This is a genomic window from Empedobacter sp. 225-1 (genome assembly GCF_030328185.1).
In the GTDB taxonomy this organism is placed as follows: domain Bacteria; phylum Bacteroidota; class Bacteroidia; order Flavobacteriales; family Weeksellaceae; genus Empedobacter; species Empedobacter stercoris.
In genome coordinates this window covers 59,217-84,784 of sequence record NZ_JACALO010000006.1, presented here as the reverse complement: position 1 = coordinate 84,784, position 25,568 = coordinate 59,217, and the positions used below count along the sequence as shown (strand labels likewise).

Annotated in this window: 17 protein-coding genes; 11 read left to right on the top strand and 6 right to left on the bottom strand. The window is 32.9% G+C overall.

Features of this window, described 5'->3' with window-relative positions:
- Positions 1–492 precede the first annotated feature (492 nt).
- Positions 493–2,715, top strand: coding sequence for a catalase/peroxidase HPI (gene katG, locus HX088_RS03300; RefSeq protein ID WP_286483371.1), 2,223 nt, complete (start codon positions 493–495; stop codon positions 2,713–2,715).
- A gap of 62 nt (positions 2,716–2,777) precedes the next feature.
- On the opposite strand, the gene tamL is transcribed toward katG, so the two are convergent.
- A complete protein-coding gene (gene tamL, locus HX088_RS03295) occupies positions 2,778–5,126 on the bottom strand; it encodes a translocation and assembly module lipoprotein TamL (RefSeq protein ID WP_286483370.1) in 2,349 nt (782 codons plus the stop codon).
- Positions 5,123–10,384 carry a translocation/assembly module TamB domain-containing protein gene (locus HX088_RS03290; protein ID WP_502875130.1) on the bottom strand — a complete coding sequence of 1,754 codons (5,262 nt, stop codon included), beginning with the start codon at positions 10,382–10,384 and terminating at the stop codon, positions 5,123–5,125. The genes tamL and HX088_RS03290 overlap by 4 nt, the downstream gene beginning before the upstream one ends.
- Before the next feature lie 378 nt (positions 10,385–10,762).
- Here HX088_RS03290 and HX088_RS03285 point away from each other — a divergent pair, with 378 nt between their 5' ends.
- Positions 10,763–11,089: a hypothetical protein gene (locus HX088_RS03285; protein ID WP_125349744.1), complete on the top strand. Its 327-nt coding sequence runs from the start codon at positions 10,763–10,765 to the stop codon at positions 11,087–11,089.
- 40 nt (positions 11,090–11,129) lie between these two features.
- Here HX088_RS03285 and HX088_RS03280 read toward each other — a convergent pair whose 3' ends face one another.
- Complete coding sequence (locus tag HX088_RS03280; RefSeq protein WP_286483366.1) at positions 11,130–12,233, bottom strand: patatin-like phospholipase family protein; 1,104 nt, start codon at positions 12,231–12,233, stop codon at positions 11,130–11,132.
- 52 nt (positions 12,234–12,285) lie between these two features.
- Between HX088_RS03280 and HX088_RS03275 the strand changes: the two genes are divergently transcribed.
- Together HX088_RS03275 and ccoG are read left to right on the top strand one after the other, a co-directional pair.
- A complete protein-coding gene (locus tag HX088_RS03275) occupies positions 12,286–13,167 on the top strand; it encodes an AraC family transcriptional regulator (protein ID WP_171623732.1) in 882 nt (293 codons plus the stop codon).
- Positions 13,168–13,362: 195 nt separating this feature from the next.
- Positions 13,363–14,817 (top strand): cytochrome c oxidase accessory protein CcoG, encoded by a 1,455-nt coding sequence (gene ccoG, locus HX088_RS03270; RefSeq protein WP_286483363.1) that lies wholly within the window; start codon positions 13,363–13,365, stop codon positions 14,815–14,817.
- Positions 14,818–14,863: 46 nt separating this feature from the next.
- Here the strand turns inward: ccoG and HX088_RS03265 are convergent, their stop codons facing one another.
- The gene (locus tag HX088_RS03265) at positions 14,864–15,187 is read right to left on the bottom strand and encodes a HopJ type III effector protein (protein ID WP_225539353.1); all 324 of its coding nucleotides are present in this window, start codon (positions 15,185–15,187) and stop codon (positions 14,864–14,866) included.
- A gap of 156 nt (positions 15,188–15,343) precedes the next feature.
- Here HX088_RS03265 and HX088_RS03260 point away from each other — a divergent pair, with 156 nt between their 5' ends.
- Positions 15,344–15,664: a hypothetical protein gene (locus HX088_RS03260; protein WP_225539352.1), complete on the top strand. Its 321-nt coding sequence runs from the start codon at positions 15,344–15,346 to the stop codon at positions 15,662–15,664.
- A 114-nt stretch (positions 15,665–15,778) separates the two neighbouring features.
- Here HX088_RS03260 and HX088_RS03255 read toward each other — a convergent pair whose 3' ends face one another.
- Together HX088_RS03255 and HX088_RS03250 are read right to left on the bottom strand one after the other, a co-directional pair.
- Positions 15,779–15,970 carry a hypothetical protein gene (locus HX088_RS03255; protein WP_225539351.1) on the bottom strand — a complete coding sequence of 64 codons (192 nt, stop codon included), beginning with the start codon at positions 15,968–15,970 and terminating at the stop codon, positions 15,779–15,781.
- 49 nt (positions 15,971–16,019) lie between these two features.
- Positions 16,020–16,508, bottom strand: coding sequence for an SPOR domain-containing protein (locus HX088_RS03250; RefSeq protein WP_260544010.1), 489 nt, complete (start codon positions 16,506–16,508; stop codon positions 16,020–16,022).
- 413 nt (positions 16,509–16,921) lie between these two features.
- Here HX088_RS03250 and HX088_RS03245 point away from each other — a divergent pair, with 413 nt between their 5' ends.
- From HX088_RS03245 to HX088_RS03220, 6 genes are read left to right on the top strand one after another with little or no spacing between them, the layout of a single operon-like run.
- Positions 16,922–18,340, top strand: a complete 1,419-nt coding sequence (locus HX088_RS03245) for a c-type cytochrome (RefSeq protein WP_286483360.1) — start codon at positions 16,922–16,924, stop codon at positions 18,338–18,340.
- A 22-nt stretch (positions 18,341–18,362) separates the two neighbouring features.
- A complete protein-coding gene (locus HX088_RS03240; protein WP_225539349.1) occupies positions 18,363–21,524 on the top strand; it encodes a TAT-variant-translocated molybdopterin oxidoreductase in 3,162 nt (1,053 codons plus the stop codon).
- Between the two features lie 34 nt (positions 21,525–21,558).
- Entirely contained in the window at positions 21,559–22,962 is a 1,404-nt protein-coding gene (nrfD, locus tag HX088_RS03235; RefSeq protein WP_286483357.1) for an NrfD/PsrC family molybdoenzyme membrane anchor subunit, read from the top strand.
- Positions 22,943–23,512, top strand: a complete 570-nt coding sequence (locus tag HX088_RS03230) for a DUF3341 domain-containing protein (RefSeq protein WP_221411950.1) — start codon at positions 22,943–22,945, stop codon at positions 23,510–23,512. The genes nrfD and HX088_RS03230 overlap by 20 nt, the downstream gene beginning before the upstream one ends.
- Positions 23,512–24,171, top strand: a complete 660-nt coding sequence (locus HX088_RS03225; RefSeq protein WP_260544007.1) for a c-type cytochrome — start codon at positions 23,512–23,514, stop codon at positions 24,169–24,171. Before HX088_RS03230 ends, HX088_RS03225 begins: the two co-directional genes overlap by 1 nt.
- Positions 24,172–24,189: 18 nt before the next feature.
- On the top strand, positions 24,190–25,527 hold the full coding sequence (locus HX088_RS03220) for a hypothetical protein (protein ID WP_286483355.1): 1,338 nt from the start codon (positions 24,190–24,192) through the stop codon (positions 25,525–25,527).
- Positions 25,528–25,568 lie beyond the last annotated feature (41 nt).

Genomic DNA, 25,568 nt, shown 5'->3' with positions numbered 1-25,568 from the left:
TTCGCAAAACTTCCAAAATTCTTTCGTAATTTGCATTCAAGTTGTTCATTGTAAATGTTTTGCAACTAATTCAAGTTACTGATTTTCAATCAAATGAACAACTTTTATCTTTTTAATTCATAATGCACAACGGGTTTATAAAAGAAACCTTTTTAATTATAACGAATATAGGTGGATTGATGTATAAATAAAAACGATAAAATAAATTATAATCTCAAAAAAAATCAGTTTTTTTTGTAAATAACTGATTTTTTTTGTGCTTTACAATTACCAATATCGGAGTTATTATTTCTTATCACGGTAGGATCAATGAGTGTAACAGTTAAATGTAGTTAATTAATTTTTCGCTTTATAATTAATAACTATTTAATTTGCACTTGGTATAAGATAAATTGATTAATTGATAAAACAATTTGATTTTTAATTGATAAGACAAATTATTATATTTATGATATTTACCAAAACAAAATAATAAACATAAAATATTAATCAATGGAAAATCAAGGAGGAGATATCTCAAAATGTCCATTTCATAATGGTCAAATGGATACAACGCCAGTTGGAGGATTGGGAACACAAAATAAAGATTGGTGGCCAAATCAATTAAATGTAAGCATTTTACGTCAACATTCAAATAAATCAAATCCATTAGGAGAAGATTTTGATTATGCGGAAGAATTTAAAAAATTAGATTTAGAAGCGATTAAGGCAGATCTTAAAACCTTGATGACAGATTCGCAAGATTGGTGGCCAGCAGATTTTGGTCATTATGGTCCATTTTTCATTCGTATGGCTTGGCACAGTGCAGGAACTTATCGTGTACAAGACGGTCGCGGTGGAGGTGGAGAAGGGCAACAACGATTTGCACCATTAAACTCATGGCCAGATAATGTGTCTTTGGATAAAGCGCGTCGTTTGATTTGGCCAATTAAACAAAAATATGGGAACAAGATTTCTTGGGCAGATTTAATCATCTTAGCAGGAAATGTAGCTTTAGAATCAATGGGATTCAAAACACTTGGTTTTGCAGGTGGACGTGCTGATGTTTGGGAGCCAAATATTGATGTATATTGGGGATCTGAAAAAATTTGGTTAGAAGAGAGTGGGGGAGCAAACAGCCGTTATAGCGGTGAACGTGATTTAGAGAATCCGTTGGCTGCAGTGCAAATGGGATTAATTTATGTGAACCCTGAAGGTCCAGATGGTAACCCAGATCCATTGGCTTCGGCAAGAGATATTCGTGATACGTTTGCACGTATGGCGATGAATGATGAAGAAACTTTAGCGTTGATTGCAGGTGGACATACTTTTGGTAAAACACATGGTGCAGCATCTGCTGATCACGTTGGTGATGATCCTGAGTCAGCTGGTCTTGAAATGCAAGGTTTAGGTTGGAAAAACTCTTATGGAACTGGAAATGCTGGGGATACAATTACATCTGGAATTGAAGTGACATGGACAAGTAAACCAACAGAATGGTCGAATTTATTCTTGAGTTATTTGTTCGGTTTCGAATGGGAATTAACAAAATCTCCTGCAGGAGCTCATCAATGGGTAGCAAAAGATGTAGGTGAAATTATTCCGCATGCGCACGATGCTTCGAAAAGATTAAGACCAACAATGTTGACATCTGATATCGCATTACGTGTTGATCCAATCTATGAAAAAATAGGTCGTCGTTTCTTAGAGCATCCTGAAGAATTTGAAGATGCTTTCCGTAAAGCATGGTTTAAATTAATTCACCGCGATATGGGACCAGTTTCTCGTTATTTAGGTGCAGATGTGCCAACAGAAACTTTCACTTGGCAAGATCCTATTCCAGCAGTAACACACGAATTGATAGATGAAAATGATTGTGAAAATTTAAAAGCACAAATTTTAGATCTTGGTTTAACAGTTTCAGAATTAGCTGGTACAGCTTGGGCTTCAGCTTCTACATTCCGAGGATCGGACAAGCGTGGAGGTGCGAATGGAGCACGAATTAGATTAGAGCCAATGAAAAATTGGGATGTGAACAACCCAATTCAATTAAATAAAGTATTGAAAGCATTAGAAGGTGTGCAAGCTTCGTTTAATGCAGTAAATTCATCGAAACAAGTATCTTTAGCAGATTTGATTGTTTTAGGTGGAAATGCAGCCATCGAAAAAGCAGCAAATGATGCTGGTAAAACAATTTCAGTTCCATTTGCAGCAGGTCGTGCAGATGCTTCACAAGAAGAAACAGATGTAGAGTCTATCGGTTGGTTAGAGCCAATTGCAGATGGTTTCCGTAATTACCGCAAAACGAAACGTCAAGGTGTTTCGACAGAAGAATTATTGATTGATAAAGCACACTTATTAACGTTAACAGCGCCAGAATTAACAGTTTTAATTGGTGGTTTACGTGCAATTAATATCAATTATGATGGTTCGAATCATGGTGTTTTAACAGATCGTCCTGGTCAATTAACAAATGATTTCTTTGTGAATTTATTGGATATGGGTACACAATGGAAAGCAAAAGATGAAACGAAAGAAGTTTATTTAGGTTCTGATCGTAAGACAGGTACACCAAAATGGACAGGAACTCGTGCTGATTTGGTATTCGGTTCTAATTCTGAACTGAGAGCTATTGCTGAGGTATATGCACAAGAAGATGCACAAGATAAATTTATGAAAGATTTTGTTGCCGCTTGGAATAAAGTGATGAATGCAGATCGTTTCGATTTGAAGTAATTAGTATAAATAATAAAAAAACGAGTATCATTTGATACTCGTTTTTTATTTTTGCTTTACGCTTAGAATGGATATCCAATCGCGATGTTCAAAATTAAGTTATCTTTTCGCCATGCTTTGTCTCCAAAATCAATTTTATCAAATGTCCATCGGTCATTTTTCTCATAATACGGAATACGAAGAGGAGTGGCTAAATCCAATCTTAGAATTAAAATACTAAAATCAAGTCGTAGTCCTAATCCTGCTCCTACAGCAATTTCATTTATAAAATCTTTTGAAAATTTTGCACCTGGACGCGTTTCATCCTCATTCATTAACCATATATTTCCCGCATCAACAAACAACGCTAAATTTAGAAAACTAAATAATTTCTGTCTAAATTCTGCATTTAATTCGAGTTTAATATCTCCCGATTGATCAAAAAAGAAATTCGCATTTTGATAGCGTGGATCATAACTTCCAGGACCTAATGTACGTGCTCTAAATGCGCGAATACTATTGCTACCTCCTACAAAAAACTGTTTGGAATATGGAACAAATTCAGAATTACCATAAGGATAAGCAATTCCTCCTATAAACCGTGTGGCAATTGAGGATTTATCCGAAAACTTGTGGTAAAAACGGAAGTCGTGTTCCATTTTTGCATATTGACTAAATGGAATTTTGAAGATTTCTTTTTCCTTGTCTTTTTTTACATTTGCACCAGTAATCAATCCTGTTAAATTTCCAGCCAAATCAACTAAACCACGGTAATAAAATGTACTTTTTCGTGGTAACATTGTGGTAGTATAGGTGTACGAATATTGTGGGCCAAAAATCAATTGTTTATCGACAACGCGTTTTAAACTTGGGTTAATAATATTTCCTATCGAATCGTAAATTTTGCTGTTGTATTCATTGGTTACTTTTTCCGGAAATAATAAAGTTGCACTAAACACTTTTAGGTTGTGTTCTTTCTGTGCATTTTCTTTCCAAACATATCCAAAAGACGTATTGAAATTATGTAAGGTGTATAATTTTGATCTGTTTTGGTATTCATAACCCATTTCAATATTTGTTCGTGGAACAAACGCACTTGATGAATTGAATTTGAAGGGTGCTACAATTCTCGGAATTGAAAGTTGTGTATTAAAACCAGCTCTAAAAATGTTGTTCGCATCTTTTTGACCGCCTAATTGCATATCAAAAGCACCATATAAAGCCATTTTAAGTTGTTCTGCTCCTTTTAGTATGTTACGATGCGTCCAATTTAAGTTTAATTCGCCACCGCCATAATTCGCCGAATTTGTTCGACCTAAAACTTCTAAGCGCAACGATTGAAATTCGCGTGGTGTCAACGTATAATAAACATCAAATTTATTGTTGATGGAATCTGAAATAACGAAATCGTTTTTCACAAATTTAAAAACACCTAAATTAACTAATCTATTTAGGGTTAAATTATGATCAGCACGATTGTAGATATCACCAGTTTTGAAATACAAGGCACGATCGAAAACTTTTGGTTTAAAGTTCTTTTTCGAATCTACCATATAAAAACCATTTTGTTCATATTTTCCTAAAGAATCAGTAGGCATCGGCATTTGGTATAAACCTTTTCTTGCTTGCCGAATATTGTACTCAGGAAAAACAATAACCTTATCAATCGTAAATTGCTTTTTAGCTTGTTCGGGAGTTTGGTCTTTTAGCTTTACAAAAAGCTCAACATCTTGTTTGTTTGTAACGGTACTATCTGCTTGTACAATAATATTATCGGGATGAAAATAATAAAAACCGTTATCTTTTAAACGAGAATCTATACGTTCGCGTTCGGCTTTTATCACATCCAAATCAAATGGTTGCTTCTCTTTAAGTAAAGTTTTGGCTTCTGTTTTATTAATTTCTTTGTTCACAACTAATGTTGTGTCTTTTGGAAAATTAACCTGATTGATGTAATAGCGTTTGTGTGGTTGTAACACATAATTTACTACTGCTTTTTTGTCTTTGCTAATGGTATCTCCTTGCGCTTTTGCATTGAAATAGCCTTTGTTTTCGGCATAATTAACCAGGATTTTTTTATTAAAATCGATATCAACATCACTTAATAAAATAGGTTTTTGTCCTACCTTATATTTCAACCAATATTTTAATCCTTTTTGTTTCTTTGGTTCGCTCGTGATATTGTAAATGTATAATCGAGGACGTAATCCAAAAAAACTTGAATTAGGTTTGGGAATAATATTTTCTTCCAGATTATCTTTTAAAGCTACGCGATCACTTTTGCTTAATGAATCCCCTTTTATGGTTAATTTAGAACCTGTGTAAAGTGTTTCACCTTCTTTTAGAAAACGGGTGTTGCTACAAGAAGTAATACCAACTGTGGCAAATGAAATAGCAATACATTTGATAGATGTTATAATTGATTTTTTCATGGTTGAGATACGACTTTTTGTTTTTTTCTATTCGTTTTATTTTTTCTTCTTTTCTCGAAAATTTCTTTGAATTTATCGTAATCTAATGTGATAATAAAACCAACACCAGTTTCTACAATTTGTCCTTGTAAAGCAACTTGATATTCATCTTTTCGATAAGCTCTTAACATATATCGACCATCGCGTGATAAACTATAGTCAATTGTTATATCTCCAGCAATATTAGTCATGTTTTCGTTTTCTCTGGCGTCACCATCAAGTCCAAAATTACTTCCAACCGAAACTTTTAATCGGTCATTTAACAAGCGTTTACTTACCGCAACATTCAAGTCTGTTCGAGTGTTTTTGGTACCTGATGAATAATCGTCTTGCGTATCTAATCCCAAATCAATGTCAACTCCTTCGATTAAATCATCTGCCAAATTATTTAATTGTTGCGAAAGAATATTACTCACACTTTGTAACGCCATAGTTTCGGCAGAAACACTTGTTTTACTTTCAAACGGATTTTCTCCAATAAAGCGATTTAACAACAATAATGCAAAAACTTGTTTATTCATTTCTGCTTCATCATTTTTTAACTGATCCAATTTGGATTGTGTATTTTCGATAACGGCTGTTGCAATAGAGGGATTGTCTTTGTCCATCGAAATATTGAACTTAATCTCAGGCTTTAGTAATTCACCTTTTAAAATGAGTTCGCTATTAAACGGAATACGTTGTTTGTACATGTTCATTTCTGATGATGAATAACCCGAAATTTGTTGTTCGATCAAATCGATTGGTGCTGCTTTTGTTTTGTAAATTGCTGTAATATCAAGGTTTGCAGCAGTTGGCTCACCTGTCCATGTTATACTACTTCCTTTCTGAATGTCAAAACGGCGTTTTAATAAACTTACCGAAAGCTCATAAGCACCTTTTTCTACTTGATAGACGCCAACTAAAGTCATTTTACCAGAAGGATCCATTCCACCTGTCAACTCAGCTTCACCTTGTATTTCGACAAAATCTCCGTTTACTTTGTCAATGATAATCGATGTTTTAGCTTCTTTACTCACTTCAATATTCACGCTAACATCCAATCCTTTTATCTTAGAATCTGTAATTAGTTCAGCTGTTTTAATCGTTTCATTTAACGTGATTTGATCTTGATCAATGAATTCAACAATTCCTTCTCGTTCTTGTAAAGATGGTGAAGATTGAGGCAAAACAAACGTAAAATTAGTGTCATCTGTTACCTTTAAGTTTCCGTTTACTTTAGGAAGATCCATATCACCTTTTATTGTTAGATTCGCATTAATAGCCAGTTTACCATACATCATGGCATCGTTAGTTTTTTCGGAATTGACAACATTAAAATCTCGTGCATTAGCAGTTAAATTAAAATCAAAATCCCGATAGGTTTTAGTTAATATTTCGCCTCTTAATGTGAGAGAGTTTCCTTCGTTGTCATTAATTTTGAATCGGTTAAATTCTATTCCTTTGTTCGTAAAATCTATTGCGTCATCAATTTTTCGGAAATTACTACCTGTTTCAGCAATCGTTAAACCTACTTCATTAAATTTTAATTGTCCCAAAATACTTGGTTGATCTACCGTTCCAGTAATTTTTAAGTTTCCAGCCAAATAACCTTCGGTATCTTTGATTTGATTCATCGAAAATCCTTGAACGGTTTTCATTTCCAAACGGTTAATAGCTAAATTCAAATCAAACGCACTTGCTTCAGTGTTGTAATCGCCTAAAATCTTCAAATCATTGTGGTGTCCATTTAATGAAATGTCTGCATTAATCAAAGTTGGAGATGTATTATTGACCTTCGCTACAATCGTTCCAATAGGATTTCCAAATGCTTTTAAATCTGAAATAGTTAAATCAGAATTGAAGGTCATATTTGTATTCAAATCTCTAATTTGTGCTGTTCCATTGATGGTTCCTTTTGCTGCTAAGTCATCTTTTTTGATAATTTCGGTAATGGTTTCTATTTTGAAATCTTTAATCGAAATATCAAGCGGACTTGTACCTTTATCAGATGCTGATTGCAATAAAATCTCACTTCCATTATGCATTAGTTTGAAATTATTTGCAACAATGCCGTCTTTTTTTAATTGAATTAAATTTCCTTCTCCAACTTCCCATTGATCATAGTTTAAGACTAAACCAGTCGGATTTAAGCTGATTTCTGTAATGTCATCCAATGTTTTCAAATTTCCAGCAACCAAAAATTGAGTAATATCTTTATCATCTTTCGTTGAAATGCTGTAATTGATGGTATTATTCGCAATATCTCCATCAAGATTTATCTTGTTCAACTGAAAATTATCGCTTCTCAAATGATCAATATTCAATGCATAAACTAACGCATCATTTTGGTTCGAAATTTTGATAAAACCATTGTTAATCGTATTTGTACCATACGTTAAACTTGGTATTTTTCCATCGACATTAACTTGTTTCAAATCCGCATCATAGGCTGCATCTAATGTAATCGTTTCGAAATTTTTTAGATCAGGGACAAATCTTCGAACCAATTCATCGTCTTTTATTTTTGCATGTAAGCTAAAAAATTGATGAGGTTCTATTTTTTCATTTTCATCAGATTGTTGAAATTGATAATATTGATTAATCGTTGAGGTAAGTGATCCAAAAATTTGTGTCAATTTAAATTTACCTTTTAAGTCTAAATCTGCAACCTGAGAAGTAAGTTTAAGTTGATTTGAATCGGCTGTTGAATTTGCGATTAAATTCACTTCTTGCAAAGGGAAAACATCTTTTGTGTTCGATAAAGCAAAGTTTTTGAGAGTCAATGATCCATTTAAATGATTAGGATTTAGGTTAGCAAAATTTGCAACTATTTCCCCAGCGATAATCATAGGTTCGTTATAAAAACCAAGTTTTTGAACATCTAATTGATTGATATTCCCATTTAATTTTACATCTGACAACTCTTTTTTGTAGAGACCAGAAGCAATTAAATTAAGGTTTGCATTTGGATCTTTTGATAAAACTTGTGCTTCAAAAACAGCTTCATTTATTTTTGCATCAAGGTTAATATTTTGATAGGTGTAATTGTTGTAATTCGCAGACGTAATAAATCCTGAAAGCTTCGTATTCATTTTTTCGGGATTAAAACTTGTGCCGATAGCATTCAATTTTGCAGTGACTTTCCCGATGTCTTTATTACTAATTAAAGTTCCGACATCTAAATGTTGGACTTCAGCTTTTACGTTATATTTTTCCGCATCTTTTTTCAACATATCCACAATGGCATCAATTTTTGCGTTTCCTAAGGTCGAGTTGATGGTTAATTGCGTATTGATAAGTTTCGTTGTTCCTTTCGCCTTTCCTTTTACAGAAAGTTTTGACGGAATTCTAATGTTGTTTGGAATAATGTTTTTAGGAACTAAATTGTAAATTGTTTTCGATGAAGTAGAAAAGTTTTTAATGTTCAAATCATAAAATAATTTCGTTGGATTCATTGCATTTTTCACTCTTCCCGAAGCCGAAACTTCTAAATCATCTAAACCAGAAACCTGTAAATTATTGATGAATAAATCATTTACTTTTCCTTTTACATTCGTGTTTACGTGTAAAATTGCATTTGGATAGTTGTCGAAAGGCGTCGTTTTTCTAAGCGTTGGAACAAGATTTAGAATATCTGCAAATCCAATTTTAGAATGTTTGATATTCGCATTAACCAATACATTTTCAGGATTAGATGTTAGTTGTTGAATGCTATTGTATTGAAGAATTACTTCGTCCCGAAGAATTGTTTTAGGTGTTTGTAAGTATAGATTTTTCAGATAAGCTTGTGTATTCGCATACAAGAAGTTTGTCGTTAATTTTTGTATATTTAGACCTTTTGATTCCTTTATTTCAGCACTTTTTACTTGTCCAGTAAACGTATTATTGTACATTTTGAAATTACGCAAATCAAGATTTAATGGAGAGAAATCTAAATGATTAAAATCCATTCCTTGCGCAGTTCTACGCTCTGCTGTATTGTTGTATTTTACGTTTACATTATCTAAAATTGTTTTATTCAAAACCAAGTTCATTGCTGATGAAGATGATGTTTGAGAAGATGTCGAATTAGTAGAAGAAAGGTATAAATTGGCTTCGATGTCGGCGTCTTTTAATAAAATATTTTCGATGTCAAAGGTTGAATTTTCGATATCAAGTTTATTGATTTTTGTTTCGAATTCATTCAAATTAATTTTTGCATACGTTTTCGAATTTTCGTCACTATAATTGACTTTTATATCATTCAAATTAATTTTGTTTAATGCAATTTGAAGAGGGTTTTGCTTAGATTTTGGATCAATTTTATCAACATTATTTTCTTTGATTTTATTAACCATTTTTTGATCAAAATCAACCAACAAACCATTCACTAAAATATCATCAACCGCATAAGAATTTTGTTGTAAATCAAGTTTTTTAACACGCGTTTTGAAATCTTTGAATTTGACTTTAGCAAACATTCCAGAAATATCATCGCCATAATCGATATCAAAATTGGTTAAATGAATGCCGTTCAATTCAATTTTCATTGGCTTTTGATCATTCAAAGAATCTACTTTTTCTTCTACTTTTTTCGCAACTTCTTTTACAATATCTTGTTTCAATTTTAGTTTTAAACCATCTAAATTGATATCGCTAATTCCATACGAATTTTGTTCTAAATCGAATTTTTTGACACGCGTATCAAACGAATTTAGATGAACTTTGATGTTATTTGCCGCTTGCTGATCATTGAACAAAACATTCATATCATTCAGTTTTATTTTATCCAACGAAATGATAAATGGTTTTGAAGGACTTTCGTCTTTTTCGTCAGTTGCAAAAGCATTGATAATATAATCGAAATTGAATTTTCCATCTGGTTTACGGATAACATTTGCATGAACGCCACTTAAATCAATAGATTTTATATCGGCTTTACTTTTGGTCAATTGCCAAATATCTAAACCAACGTCAAACTTTTTGACCGATAAAAGCGTGTCGACATCTTGTCCTTGTAAGTATAGATTTTCCATGACCAAACTGTTTGGAAAATCGACATAAACACGATCTAATTGTACTTTTGTATGTATTTTATTCTCGAGGTAATTAACTAATTTATTTTTTACAAAATTTTGTACAATAGGAAACTGTAAACTAAAAATTGCAATGGTCAACAATAGAATTATTGACAAGAGTGTGATGGAAAAATATTTTAATACTTTTTTTAAGTTGAATTTCAATTGGTTAGATTTTATTTGTTTTATTGGAATTAAGATACAAATTTTCTACAAGGATAATACCAAAAATGTATTTTTTCATAAATCGTTTTACCATTTTGGAAACGATAACAACTACATACATTAAAAGATAATGAATGTTTTGAATGGATAATTTTTTCGAAGTTATGTTTTAATTTCGCGTTTTTTTGCGCAAAAATTGGTTGACAAATAAGGCAAATTAATCCTAAAGTCAAGATTTTTAGAAGAGTTTTCATTTTTGTGTTTTGGTTGATGTAAAAGTAAAATATTATCTGTTTTGAAATTGATAATATTTTAAAATTCTCTTAAAACTTTTTAATTTTCATTGGTAAAACCAATATTCTTTTATTAAATTTGAGTCAAACAATTGAAGCTATGAGAAGAATTTTTTTTGAAAAAGATAGCCACAAAGACTACTTATTTGTTATAATTGATCACGAAAGAGAATTGGATCAAATTTATAAAGTAGATAATTTTACTGACGAAACTGGACGTGAATATGTGTACACCTTGATTGGAGAACGCAAAAAACTGAATGCAGATTTGTTGAAACCACATGTTGTTGCGCTAGAGAATGGGAGTTACACGAATTACAATGGAGAGGGAATTGTAACAGATTGTCATGCGTGTTTAGAAAGTATTGTGGATAATAGAGGATTGAATAGAGAACAAGAAATATTTGTTTATGTTCGAAATAAATAGAAATTACAAAAGGCTTTGAAATTTTACTCAAAGCCTTTTTTTATGAGATTTCAATTTGATTGAAAATTAATTTTTGAACGACTTCATCCAAATGTTCTTTGTGTTTTGCGACATAATCATTGGCAACGTCCAATAATGTTTTAATGTTGCTGTTGGAAACATTTCCTAAATCCAATGCAGATTCTGGAATTTCAGGATTAAATCGATAATAATTTTGTTGATATTTTGGCTTCAATAAAGCGAACATGCTTCTCATTTCCTGATCGACCATATCAACGCCAGTCGAAATAAAAATGTCTACCAAAGGATCTACCCATTTCGATTTTGAAATTCGTGTTAAATGTTCGTGTTTATATGATTTTGCACGTGAACCATTTCCGAGAGAAATGATAATAAATTCTTGTAAAGGTGCTGTTCCATTATATTTTAATTCATCTTTGAAATATTTATTAAAATTTATTTTTTGCGTTTCGATAAAGCCAACAAAAGTTGGATTGTTTGCAAAAACACCACCATCAATGCAACTAAATTCTTGATCAGCGAATGATTTTATTTTTGCAGGTTCAAAATAAGTTGGCGCAGCTGATGAAGCACGGCAAATATCTTTTACATAGAAATTTCGGAAAGGAGAGATTCCATCAATCGAATTGAAAATTTTTGGTTTTTGATGCTCAGTATCATAAGAAACTATCGCGCAAGGACGAATCAAATCTTTTAACTCTGTATCTCCAAAAACGATTTTTAATTGCTCTTCCAATACAAGTGTTGGTAAATTATCTTTTAGCACACTCAACGGATTATTGAGAATTGTCCAAAATGTTTTTGAGAAGATATTTTTCCCTTCACCTAAATAAATATTCAGTGCATCTGTGATCGAGTGTTTTGCTCTTTTTGGATTTTCGGTAGAAGGAGATAATAACAAAGAAGCGATTAAAGCGCCAGTACTTGTACCTGCAATAAAATCGACATAATCGCCTATTTTGGCATTTTCGTCATGAATTTTCTTTAATTTATCTTCGATGTATTTTAAAATGACACAAGATATAATTCCTCTAATTCCGCCTCCATCCAAAGAAAGTAAGACAATTTTTTTCTCTTTAAATTCCATTTTTAATGTTCTATTGCCTAAAGTTAAACTTTTCAATTTAAATGTTTTTAATAGTATTTATTTTTACATCTGAAAAATTTACTCGATTATGACCAAAAAACTATTTCCGACATTTGATATTTGTAATTTGAATACAGAAAAAAATAGCAATGATTTGTTTTCTGTAGATCGATTCAGAGGGTATGTGGACAGTAATCCGCATTTGCAAGAAGTGCATAGCCATAAATATTACCATTTGGTTTATTTTACAGAAGGGAGTGGTGAGCATTTAATCGATTTCGAAAAATTTGAAGCTAAATCTGGAACCATGTATTTTATGAAACCGGGACAAGTGCATCAATGGTATTTTAAAGAGAAATATGATGGATTTGTTGTTAATTTTTCGGACAATTTTTTTGATTGGATTGGAATTAATTCTTCTATTTTACAAAAGTTTCAATTTTTGCAATCTATTTTAGTAGAGGATCATGTTGTTGAAGTTTCGAAAGATTTACAACAAAAAATTTCAAATTATTTTGAGGAAATGATACATGAAAACTATCAAGATGATCAATTTTCTAATTTAAAAATTGGTTTTCATTTGATGAATTTGTTTATTGATATTGAACGTAGTTTGGAAGGTGTAAATGTAAAAGAAGATGATTATCAATCGGTGTTAATAAATAATTTTCAATCGCTTATTGAACAAAATTTTAAAAAGAAAAAATTACCAAAAGAATATGCCGAACTTTTATATATCACGCCGAATCATTTGAATGCGCTTTGTAAGGATGTTTTAGGAAATTCTGCGGGCGAACTAATTCGGAGTAGGGTGGTGCTTGAGGCCAAGCGTTTGCTTGTTAACAAAGAAATTTCGGTTACAGAGATTGCTTATTTACTCAACTTTCAAGATGCTTCTTATTTTGTCAAATTTTTTAAAAAATATACAGGTTTTACGCCAGAACAATTCAGAAAACAATATTATTTATAAGTAAATTGTATCAATTAGAAAGATGGTTATTTTAAGTGATTTTATCATCATGAACAAGTCAGTATTTTGAAAAAAAATAGATGATTGTAAATAAATGATTTATATCAATACGTAAATATTACCATAAATACCATAAATATTGCCAAGTTTTAATTTACAGGTGGCGGTATCTTTGTATAGATATTTATAGTTAATATGAGTGATTTAAAACAAGATACAACGCAGCTTGGTTTTGAGATTGAAAATGAACAATTTAGAACAGAGGTTGCAACAATGGATAAGAAAGGAACTCGAAAATGGGTTTATGCAAAAAAACCTTCAGGAAAGTACACTAATTATCGTTCAATCGTTTCTTCGATTTTGTTGATTTTATTAGTGGTTTTACCTTTTATAAAATTGCCAAATGGAAATCCTGTTTTTAAATTTGATGTTTTCAATACCAATTTTATTTTATTTGGTTATCCATTTTTTACAACAGATTTTTTCTTACTTGCATTCGGAATGATTGTAAGTGTTGTTTTCGTTATTTTATTTACGACAATTTACGGACGTTTGTTCTGTGGTTGGGTTTGTCCGCAAACCATTTTTATGGAAAGTGTTTTTCGTAGAATTGAATATTGGATTGAAGGAGATCGTAGTAAACAAATACGTTTGGATAAACAAGATTGGAACGAAGAAAAAATATTGAAAAGAGGTGGAAAATGGACTGTTTTTTACATAATTTCATTTTTCTTCGCGAACATACTGTTCTCTTATATTATTGGAATTGATGAACTGATAAAAATTTATTCAGAAGGTCCATCAGAACATGCAGGTAAATTTTTAGGATTATTTATTTTTAGTGTATTATTCTATTTTGTTTTCGCCTGGTTTCGCGAACAAGTTTGTACATTGGTTTGTCCTTATGGTAGATTACAAGGTGTCTTAATTGATAAAAAAACAATTCAAGTTTCGTATGATTTTCCAAGAGGAGAAAGCACAAACGGACGTTCAAAATTTAGAAAAGGAGAAGATCGAGTTGCAGCAGGAAAAGGTGATTGTATTGATTGTGGTCAATGTGTAGCAGTTTGTCCTACCGGAATTGATATTAGAAATGGTTCGCAATTAGAATGTGTAAACTGTACTGCTTGCATGGATGCGTGCGATACAATTATGACGAAAATTAATCTACCAACAGGTTTAATTCGTCACGCTTCCGAAGAAAATATAGAACAAGGAAAACCTTTTAAACTTTCAGCAAGATTGATTGCATTTACTTTTGTTTTAGTTGCAATGATTTCTGCAATGATTGCTTTTACGCTAAATAGAAGTGATGTCGAAGTTAAATTTTTACAAGTTCCTGGTAAAGATTATGTTGTAGAAGGTGATTATATCATTAATACAATGCAATATAGTTTGATGAATAAAACAAATAAAACCTATAAAATGGTTGTAAATGTAAATGGTTTCAAAGGAGGGAAAACAATTTTGTTAGTAGAGCCTAATCAATATATTGAAATTAATGAAGGGGAATTGAAACAAGGTTTAATAGATATTAAAATTCCTAAAAGTGAACTAAAATCATATAAAGTTCCAGTTATTTTAGAATTGAAGGATTTGCAAGGAAAAACCATCGATCATTACACGATTAGTTTTATGGCTCCATTTTAAATGATTAACAAACGTCTTACATTTTGTAAGACGTTTTTTTTGGAGATTATTTTTTTGTTAAAACTTCGTTTTTAAATTTTAAACCTTCCCAACCATTTTTTATAAATTGACGAATATTATTATGATCAGTTCCTTCAGGAGTTGCTAAAACAGCTTCATAATGTTCAGCAAATAATTTCAAAGTATCTTCTTTAGAAAGGTTATTTAAATTTGCAAAAGCAAATACTTTCGCACTACCTTGATTTTGGTCTATCGCATTTTCTTGATTTCCATTCACAAAAGCAGAAGCAGTGTAATTATAATTTTCTTCGATATAAGCAATAACATCAGCAAAATTCGCCTCGTTTTGATTTAATTTTTCTAAAATCATTTTATCTTTTTGTCAAAAGTAAGAACTTATTTCCAATACAATAAATCATTAACAATGTTAAATTATTTCATACTAAATATACTTAACTTATGTTTAACAACTTTTTGTAAAGTAATTGATTAGATTTATAAGTATTAACCAAATAAAACTATTTATATGTTCGAGAGAAGACAATTTAATTACGAAACTTCAAGCGTAGCGCTAAAGGAGTTAGCAGAAAAAGGATATCAAGAAGATTTTAATTTATTAGAAAATGATTTGATTGATCATCCACACGATTTTAGAATTATTTATATCTATCGTTACGAAGGAAATTCAAATCCAGAAGATGAGTCAAGTGTTTATGGAATCGAAAAAATATCAACAGGAGAAAAAGGTGTGTTAGTTGCAGGTAATTTAGGATTTGTGCAAACAATTTTGGCATCTATACTTATCCAATTAGAAATAGAGGGTAGAAATCGAACTCTGAATAATTAAATTCAAAAACATGAATCGATTACTAATTGTTACAATTAAAAGTTGAAAAAGCGTTACCAAGAAATTTGATAACGCTTTATTATATTTTCAATAATTTTAAAATCGAAAAATAAATTATTTGTCCTCTATTTTTAATAAGAGTTTATATTCAGAAAAACGGTGTTCACGAATCGGTCGTGTATAAGGTTCTGCTTTGAAATATAAAACCAAGCATGTTGAAATATTTTTATATTTTTCTACAAATTCGTACGAAACCAATTCACCATTATTTATTCGTTGTTTTATTTTGTTATGATAAGGATACATCTCTCATTTTTTTAAAGAAAATGATGATTAGAACTAATAATGATAACGCTTATTTTGCTTTTCTACACAATACTTTGAATGGAATCGAAAAAGCGCTATTGTATTTTGATTTTAAACGACGAATATCTCTCGAAGCTGATGCTCTTGTAAAATAATCACCAACTAAAACACGATAATCTGGTGAAAAGTATGCGGTTTGAGACGACAACTCAGGAAAAGAACGGGCAAATTCATTTCTTACTTTGTCAGCGTCCTTTCTATCTTTCGAATAATATATCTGAATTTTGAAACCATTTATTTGTGGTGTTCCAGCACATGGATCGTTGGAATGTACAATAGGTTTTTTCTCTGTGTTTTTTTTGATAGGTGCATTATGAACACAGACTGCGTCTTCTTTCGCTTTTAATACAGTATTTATTCTACTATCAATTTCCATGTTCAATGTACCGTTATTAATAATCTGAACAGTATCAATTTTATTTTGTGCAAAACCACAACTAGAAAAACTGATAAGAAATAAAAAGATAAATTTTTTCATAGGATGAATTAATATGTGCAAATATACTTTTTACAATTAAGTTATTAAATTTTATAGACTTTTATTTTCTTACTACGAATATTATTCCAAATTAACCTTTTTTTCACTTTAAAGGATGGATTAGATTCTTTTTATTGTCTTTTTTGAATAAAAAATATTAAAATTATTTTAAAGAAATTATGTTAAATAGATTTTTCATCAAATGAAAAGCTCTAATCTCAAATCAAATAGAGATTATTTTCATCATAATTTTTTCAATAATTAATTTAGAAACGTTTTAAATTAAGCTCAATGACAAAGTTCAGTATGTAAACTTTATGATTTTATTAAGTATTGAAGCTATTTTTGCTGATAGTTAAGTGTTCAAATAAAAACGAGTTAAAAGAAACAACGAACTGAGATTATTTAAGTAAATGAAGGCAAGATTTCTAAAAAGAATACGTTTATGGAGCTGCGCGATAATACTATCGACGTTCTCCTTAGCAAATGCCCAAGATGCAGGTAAAGGTTACGAGTTATTCGAAGCTAACTGTACAGCATGTCACCAAATTGATGGTGATTTAATTGGGCCGGAATTACGTGATGTTGAGAAACGCGTACAAGAGCAAGCTGGACTTGGAAAAGAGTGGTTACACGCTTGGATTAAGGACAACAAAGCTTTGCGCGAATCTGGAGATGCGTATGCAAACAAAATTTATGCTGATTACAATAACACTGAGATGTTAGCTTTCCCTAACTTATCAGATGGTGATATTGATAATATTTTAGCATATACAGCAGATCCTGATGGAGGAGTGAAAGCTTTTGAGGAAGCTAAAGCTTTGAAAAAGAAGGAGGCTGCTGATAAAAAAGCTGCTGAAGCTGCACAAGGTGGAGGAGCAAGTACAGGGATTATCGCTGTAGGTTTTGTAGTTTTAGCTGCATTGTTATTGTGGATTTTAGTTCGCGTTAATGCATTGGTTAAAGCAACAGCTACAGAAGATTTAAATTCTAAAGATGAGCAAGCTGCTTTTTCTTTTGCTGACTTCTTCCAAAAATACCAAAAAGTTGGTGGTGTAGTAATTGCTGTATTAGCATTCTTTGCATTGTACAATGTGTATTGGGGATTAATGGGTGTAGGTGTTGACAAAGGTTACGAGCCGGAACAACCGATCTACTTCTCTCATAAAGTTCACGCAGGCGTGCAAGGGATTGATTGTCAGTATTGTCATAGTTCAGCGAAATACGGTAAAGTGTCTGGAATTCCTTCACCAAACGTATGTATGAACTGTCACAAAACAATCAAAGAATACAAAGGAGATTACTTCGAAGAAGAATTAATCACTTCTGGTAAATTCGCAGATGAAGACGCTGTTAAAAATTTCTACACAGGAGAAATCCAAAAAATGTATAAAGCGATTGGATGGAATCCAGAAACGAACAAATACGATGGTCCACAAAAACCAATCGAATGGGTACGTATCCACAATATGCCAGATTTCGTATTCTTTAGCCACGCACAACACGTTGTAGCTGGAGAAAAAGCGATTAAGAAAGCAATTAAGGATGGGACAATTCCAAATGCAAAAGAATTGAACATTGGATCAGGAGACCAAACTTGTTTCGCTTGTCACGGACGTGTTGATGAGATGAACGAAGTGAAAATGGCGAATGATTTCACAATGGGATGGTGTATCGAATGTCACAGAACTACTGAGGTAGATATGGACAACGAGTATAACAAAGAATATTACGCAGAACTACACGAAAAGTTAAAAAAACAGTACGGTGACGCAACTAAGATTACAGTTGATGCTATCGGAGGTTTAGAGTGTGGTAAATGTCATTATTAATATAAAAAAGAGAGGAGTATAAATGGCTTCGAAGAAAAATTACTGGAAAAGTTTTGAGGAGTTAACTGACAATACATTAAATGAAAAGTTAACTACCAATGAATTTGCAGAAGAAATTCCCGTAGACAATTTCTTAGGGAATGACAACGCCATGGAGAATAGTCAAACTTCACGACGTGACTTTTTGAAGATTTTAGGGTTCAGTACAGCTGCTGTTACATTAGCAGCCTGTGAAGCTCCAATCGTAAAATCTGTTCCTTACGTAGTGAAACCAGAAAATATTATGCCTGGTGTGCCTACATATTATGCATCTACAGTTTTTGATGGATACGATTATGCGAGTGTATTAGTACGTACAAGAGAAGGTCGTCCAATTAGAATTGATGCAAATAAAGGAGCGAAATATTTTGGTTCTACAAATGCTCGTGTTCAAGCATCTGTATTATCATTATATGATTCTGATAAAATAAAATCACCTTTAATTAACGGTGGTGAGAATTTCAAAGCAACATCTTGGAAAGATTTAGACGCTACTGTTTCTAAAGCATTAGCATCTGTAGGAGGAAAGAAAGTAGTTATTTTAACTCCGTCTTTACCTTCTCCAACAACTAAAAAGTTGATTGCAGAATTCGCAACAAAATATCCAACAACTCAACATGTAGTATATGATGCAATTTCTTATTCGAATGCATTAGATGCTGCACAAGAAGTATACGGAAAAAGAGAATTACCATTCTATGATCTTAAGAATGCTGAATTAGTTGTTTCTTTCAACGCAGATTTCTTAGGTGACTACAATGGTGGTGGAATGGAAGGTGATTATGGTGTAGCTCGTAAACCAGGAGCAAACATGATGCGTCACATCCAAGTAGAGTCTATTTTATCTTTAACAGGAGCAAATGCTGATACACGTTATCCTTTAAAACCAACTGATACTGAAAAAGTGTTAGCAGAAGTTTATCAAGGATTAACAGGTGGAGCTGCTTCATCTAAAGAAGCAAAAGCAATTGTTGCTGAGTTAAAAGAAAAAGGTTCTAAAGCAGTTGTAATGGCTGATGGTTCTAAAGAAGCGTATACTATTGCATTCGCAATTAACCAAGTTTTAGGATCAGCTGTAGTTTCAGATAAAGCTGTATTATTAAAAGAGTCTAACGATACTGTATTCAATCAATTCATTGCAGACGCTAAAGCTGGGCAAGTTGGAGTTTTATTAAACTTCCAAACGAATCCAATTTACAACGCGAAAAACGCAAAAGAAATTGAAGCAGCTTTCAAAAACATTGGACTTAAAGTTGGTTTAGTTGAAAAATTAGACGAAACTGCATCAGTAATGGACGTTATCGCTCCAGTTACTCACGGTTTAGAGTCTTGGAATGATTTCAGCCCAATAACAGGTGTGTACTCATTACAACAACCAACAATTCCACGTATTTTTGATTCTCGTCAATTCCAAGATTCATTAATTGCTTGGATGACAGGAGTAACTGAAGTGACTGAAGTAGAAGATCCAAATGATCCAATTATGGTGATGGCAGTTTCTGCAACAAGACAAAAAGTATCTCCATTTTACTTATACGTAAAACAAAATTGGGATTCAGCTATTTTACCAAAATTAGGTGTAGATTTCAACAAAGCATTATACAATGGTTATAATGAAGCGGCTGAAACTACGGCTTTTACAGCTAACACAGCTGCTGCTTCTGCTGCTTCTGCTAAATTAGCTGCAGGTAAAGCAACAGAATGGGAAATCCAATTCTATTCTAAAGCTGGATTAGGAGATGGTACTCAGGCTAATAATCCTTGGTTACAAGAATTACCAGATCCAATTACACGTAACTCTTGGGATAACTATTTAACAGTTAATCCAAATGATGCGGAGAAATTAGGAATCAAAATTCAAGATAACTACAACGTTACAAATGGAAGAATGCAATTTGACGGTGAGTATGTAAACTTAACTGTTAATGGAGTTGTTTTAGAAAACGTTCCAGTATTCATTCAGCCAGGTCAAGCTATCGGAACTGTAGGTTTAGCTTTCGGTTACGGTCGCACAAAAGCTGGTAAAGTTTCAAATAATGTAGGGGTTAATGCTTATACATTATATAACGGAACAGTTGGAGTTTCTAACGTTAAAATTGAAAAATCTTCTCGTACAGATAAACATGAGTTCGCTAATATGCAGCAACAACCAACATTGATGGGTCGTTACGAAATCGCAAGAGAAGTTTCTTTAGCTGATTTTATCAATACAGACCGTCAAGAATGGAATCCAGTTGCTAAAATGCCAACTTGGAGAGGAGATTCTCCTGTAGGTGAAGTTGACTTATGGGCAAGTTTTGATCGTTCAACAGGACCTCACTTCAATTTAACAATTGATATGAATGCTTGTACAGGATGTGGAGCGTGTGTAATTGCTTGTCAAGCAGAAAACAACGTACCAACTGTCGGTAAAGAGGAAATGCGTATGTCAAGAGATATGTACTGGTTAAGAATTGACCGTTACTACTCTGATGTAACATACAATGATCCAAACGGAAAATTAACTCAGAAAGTTGCGTTAGAATCTGATCCAGATAACGAACCACAACAATATACACGATTAATTAAGCCAGAGGCAGAAAATCCAGATGTGATTTTCCAACCATTAATGTGTCAACACTGTAACCACGCTCCTTGTGAGACTGTGTGTCCAGTAGGAGCAACATCTCATGGTCGTCAAGGTCAAAATATGATGGCTTATAACCGTTGTGTTGGTACTCGTTACTGTGCGAATAACTGTCCTTATAAAGTACGTCGTTTCAACTGGTTTAACTGGGCGAATAACGATAAATTCGACTTCCACATGAACAATGATTTAGGTCGTATGGTACTTAATCCAGATGTTGTTGTAAGAACACGAGGTGTAATTGAGAAATGTTCATTCTGTATCCAACAAACGCAAGCTGCAATCTTAAAAGCTAAGAAAGAAAACAGAGTAGTTAAAGACGAAGAGTTTATGGCTGCTGCTGCTTGTGCTGCTGCTTGTGGAACAGGAGCGATGAAATTTGGAGATATCAATGATGATAAATCAGAAGTAAGACAAGTATCGAAAGATAAACGTTCTTACGTTTTATTAGAAGAAATTGGTACAAAACCAAATGTTATCTATCAAGTAAAAGTTAGAAACAGAAAAGAACAAGCTTAATTAAATTAATAAAGAATTAATAAGGTAAACAAATATGTCACATTACGAATCACAGGTAAGAGAGCCCCTTATTTTAGGACATAAAACCTACCACGATATCACAGTAGACATTGCACGTCCAATTGAGACGCCTGCAAGTAAATTGTGGTGGCTATGTTTCGGTATTTCAATGGTAGCATTCATCTTTGGTGTTGGTGCAATTGCTTATACAGTTGGAACTGGTATTGGTGTTTGGGGATTGAATAGAACGATTAACTGGGGATGGGATATCACCAACTTTGTATGGTGGGTAGGTATTGGTCACGCTGGTACGTTAATCTCAGCCGTTTTATTATTATTCCGTCAAAAATGGAGAATGTCGGTTAACCGTTCTGCGGAAGCCATGACGATCTTCGCCGTTGTACAGGCAGCGTTATTCCCTGTAATCCACATGGGTCGTCCATGGTTAATGTATTGGGTTTTCCCAATTCCTAACCAATTTGGATCATTATGGCCTAACTTTAACTCACCATTGTTATGGGACGTATTCGCGATTTCTACGTATTTCTCTGTATCAACAGTTTTCTGGTTGATGGGATTAATTCCTGACTTCGCTATGATACGTGACCGTGCAACAAAACCATTCGCTAAGAAAATCTACGGAATCTTATCATTCGGATGGGGTGGTGGAGCAAAACACTGGCAACGTTTCGAAGAGTTATCTTTGGTATTAGCTGGTTTATGTACACCGTTAGTATTCTCGGTACACACGATTGTATCTTTTGACTTCGCAACATCGGTAATCAAAGGATGGCACTCAACAGTATATCCTCCTTATTTCGTTGCTGGAGCTATTTTCTCTGGTTTCGCGATGGTACAAACATTATTAAGTGTAATGCGTAAAGTTTTACACTATGAAGATTATATCACACGTAAACATATCGAGTACATGAATATTGTAATCGTTGTAACAGGTGGTATGGTTGCAGTAGCTTATTTAACTGAGTTATGGATCGCTTGGTATTCAGGATCTCGTTACGAAGACTTTACATATTTTTCTCCAGGAGCAGCAACAGGACCTTATTGGTGGGCATTCTGGGCGTTAATTATTTGTAACGTTTTAGTACCAGGGTTATTATGGATTCGTTCAATTAGAAGAAACTTCTTCTGGACATTCGTTATCTCTATCGTAGTTAACATTGGTATGTGGTTCGAGCGTTTTGATATTATCGTTATCAACTTATCTCGTGACTATTTACCATCAAGCTGGACAATGTTTATGCCTTCATGGGTAGACGTAGGTATCTTCTTAGGTACTATGGGATTCTTTTCTGTGTTATACTTATTGTACGCACGTACATTCCCAGTTATTTCACAATCTGAATTAAAAACTATTTTGAAATCATCAGGCGAAAGCTATAAAAAACATCATACTGAAGATGAGCATCACGAACACTAAAATCGTTTATGGTCTTTACGGAGACGATGATGATTTATTAAAAGCAGTAAAATCTATACGTAAACAAGGTATTACGATAGATGAAGTATATACACCTTTCCCTGTACACGGTTTAGATAAAGCCTTAGGTTTAAAGAAAACTCGTATTTCTGACCTTGCTTTCTTCTACGGTGCATTTGGAACAACATTAGCATCTTTGATGACATGGTTTATTATGAACCATGATTGGGCTCAAGATATCGGTGGTAAACCATCTTTCTCTTGGGGAGAAAATATGCCAGCGTTCGTTCCTATTATGTTCGAGTTGACAGTTTTCTGTGCAGCGCACTTTATGTCATTAACATATTTAGCGCGTAACAAAATGTACCCAGGTGCGAAAGCTAAAAACCCAGATCCACGTACAACAGATGATAAATTCTTAATCGAAATCAGAACTGCTGATGTTGAGAAAATCAAAAATGTATTTGTAGAAACTGGTGCTGAAGAAGTAACAGTAAAAGGTGATGTAGTCGTAGAACCAAGTGTTAACAATTTAGTACAAGAAGCATAATGAAAAAGATAGCATTACTTATAGGATTAGGAAGTATTATTATCACTTCTTGTTCTGATAAAAAACGTGACGCGAGTATCGTATATATGCCGGATATGTATTATTCGACAGCATATGATCCTTATGAAAAGGCAACTTACGGTTACCCTGAAGATAAAGAGAACTCTGAAGTTCCTGTAATGAATAAAAATCACAATATGTCTGCATTAGAATCTGTAGAAGGTGCTGTTGCAAGAACTGATGGTGATATTTTGCCATGGACTTTCAAAAACAATAATGCTGGTTATGCTCAATCAAAAAGTGTAACTGTTTCTCCATTAGATGCTGCAACCAAAACTGCGGATTTAGAAAGAGGAAAAGTGTTATATGGTCAAAACTGTGCAGTTTGTCACGGTGACGCAGGTGATGGACAAGGATCAATCGTAAAATCTAAAGCTTATTCTGGAGTTCCGACTTACGGAGAAAGAGAGATTACAGTAGGTTCTGTTTATCATGTAATTATGTATGGAAAAAATGCGATGGGTTCTTACGCATCTCAATTGACTCCTGCAGACCGTTGGAGAGTTGCTGAATATGTAATGAGTTTAAAAGGTGGTTCAACTGCTGCACCTGCTGCAGAAGCAACACCTGCAACTGAAGAAACAGCAACTAATAAATAATAAAATAAGTTAATTATTATGCAATATACATTTTCCCCAAGATTAAAAAATGCATCACTTATTCTAACAGTGATAGGTGTTGTGCTTTACGGGATAGGATTTTTCTTACATCAACAAGATGTTGCTAATTCAACTGAATATATTAACGGTTTGATTGAAGCTCACCCAACTCAATTTTTTGGTGAGTATATTTCAGATTCATTTGCATCGATGAACACAGATCATGATGCACATATGCACCATTTAGAGAATTTATTGAAAAATAGACCTTGGGCTGCTTTCTATGTACCTGCTTATTTAGCTTTTGGTATCGCAGCTTCAGCATTGTTTTTCTTATGTATTCAATTCGTAGCAAATGCAGGTTGGTCGATGGTAGTATCTCGTGTAATGGAAGCTGTAGCTTCTTTCTTACCAGTAGGTTCTGCTCTTTTAGCAATCATCGTATTAGGATCTTATTTTCACATGAATCATTTATTCCACTGGATGGATGCTGATTTAATAGATCCAGACAATGCTAAGTATGACATCTTTATGGCGAACAAAGCACAGCTTTGGTTAAGTCCTAACTTCTGGTTAGTTCGTTGTATTATTTACTTGGTAGTATTATCTTTAATGTTACCAGTTATTAAAAATGCAACTCGCAAATTAGATGAAACAAAAGGAGACTTAAAAGTTTACGCTCAATTGTACAAAAAATCAGTTATTTATTTAGTGATTTTTGCACTTTGTTCTGCAGCTTTTGCATGGGATTTCGTGATGTCTTTAGATCCACACTGGTTCTCTTCTTTATTTATGTGGTACGGAATGGTTTCATACTTAGTTTCTGCGGTTTCTATTATGGCAATTATTTCAATCTACTTAAAAAGAAAGAATGCTTTACCATTATTCAATGATAACCACTTACATGATTTAACAAAATATATGTTCGGTTTCTCATTATTATGGTCTTACTTATGGTTCTGTCAGTTTATGTTACAATGGTATGCAAACATTCCTGAGGAAGCTCAATACTTCCAACAACGTATGGCGCAATATCCATTATACTACTGGATGTTAGTAATCAACTTAGTAGCTCCATTCTTGATTTTAATTTCATCAAGCATGAAACGTCGTTACCAAATCGTTTTCGTGATGGGATTTGTAATCATTATTGGACACTATTGGGATTTTTACAACCAAATTATGCCAGCAGCAGTTGGACCGTTCCACAATTTCGGATTAATGGAAATTGGATCGTTAGTTGGAATTGGAGGATTATTTACATTCGTAGTAATGAATGCAGTTTCTAAATTAAACTTAGAAGCAAAAGGTCACCCTTATTTCCACGAATCAAAAATTTATGAATATCCTTTCTAATCAGAAAGATGTTATAAAATCTAAAAAGCTCGATACATATG